This is a genomic window from Kitasatospora sp. NPDC059160, assembly GCF_042755465.1.
Lineage (GTDB): Bacteria > Actinomycetota > Actinomycetes > Streptomycetales > Streptomycetaceae > Kitasatospora.
The window spans coordinates 1-1040 of record NZ_JBHZCN010000112.1 but is presented as its reverse complement, the minus strand read 5'-3'; the positions used below and the strand labels follow the sequence as shown (position 1 = coordinate 1040).

The window sequence follows — 1040 nt, the reverse complement described above, 5'->3', positions numbered from 1 at the left end:
TGGTCTGTGTCTGCCCCCCGGCCACGCCCTGTGCCCCCCCCCCCCCCCCCCCCGGCGGCCCCCCCGCCGGGTGCGGGGCCCCGCCCGGGGAGTTTCAGGGGGTGGCGGGGTCGGTCGGTGACCGCTTCCGGCGTGCTGCGTAGTGGACGAAGCCTTCGCTTTTCCGGAAAGTTCGGCGTTTCGGTGTCCTCGTCGATCTTCCAGTCCTGGATGACAAGGTCGGAGGTCGCCTCGTCGACCCACACGGTCGGGGAGTCACCGTCCGGGCAGGTTCCTCAGGTCAGCCGGAACTCCTGGTGGGGGACGGCACGTGCCCAGACGGCCTCGAAAGCCGAGGCGCAGAGGCTCACGGCTTGCGGGGCGAGGGTGACTTCGTCGTCGACGAAGTCGCCCTCGCCACTGAAATGGTGGACCAAGAGGTGCTGCCCGTCGATGAGCCAGAAGTCGTTGCCGGGGAGTGCCAGGTCGGTCGCCTGTCGACGGGGAAGCCATCTGACCTGCTCGCCGGAAGCGATGTTGCGGAACGTGATCTCATGCTCGAACCGGATGTACTCGCTTGCCGGTTCGGAGATGATGCGGGCGCGTCGTACGTCGATGCCGCGAGTGGTGGTCTCCTCGATCAGCTGCAACCAAGGGCTCCACCAGGACGCCTGGTCGGCCGGATCGTCCCGTTGCCCGCTGAGCCAGCGGAGGAACAAGGGGTCGTCGCGCATGTATCCGTCGCGCATCTCCAGGTGGAGCGCCGAGCGGGTGCAGTTCCGCAGCAGGTCCTCAAGCGTGGGGGCTGACGCCACCGCTCACCTCCGGGAAGAACTGCATTATGTGCTTGGGTAGTTCGATCACGGCTTCATGCTCGGGGACGTCCATCTGCGCGAGACGTGCCACAGCGGGTATCCGGGCGGGGGGCCCCGGGCGGGGGCGGGGGCTAAACCCGCGGCCCCGCCCCCCCCCCCCCCCCGCCGCCCCCGCTCGGGGCGGCCGCGCCGGCCCGGGGCGCCACCCCGCACGCCCGGCGTCGGCCGCCCGGGGCGGGGCAGCGG

General features: G+C 71.1%; 1 protein-coding gene. It reads right to left on the bottom strand.

The annotated features are described in order from the left end of the window. Window positions 1–275: 275 nt before the first annotated feature. Window positions 276–794, bottom strand: a complete 519-nt coding sequence (locus ACFXOZ_RS34560; RefSeq protein ID WP_380593852.1) for a DUF6879 family protein — start codon at window positions 792–794, stop codon at window positions 276–278. Window positions 795–1040: the final 246 nt, after the last annotated feature.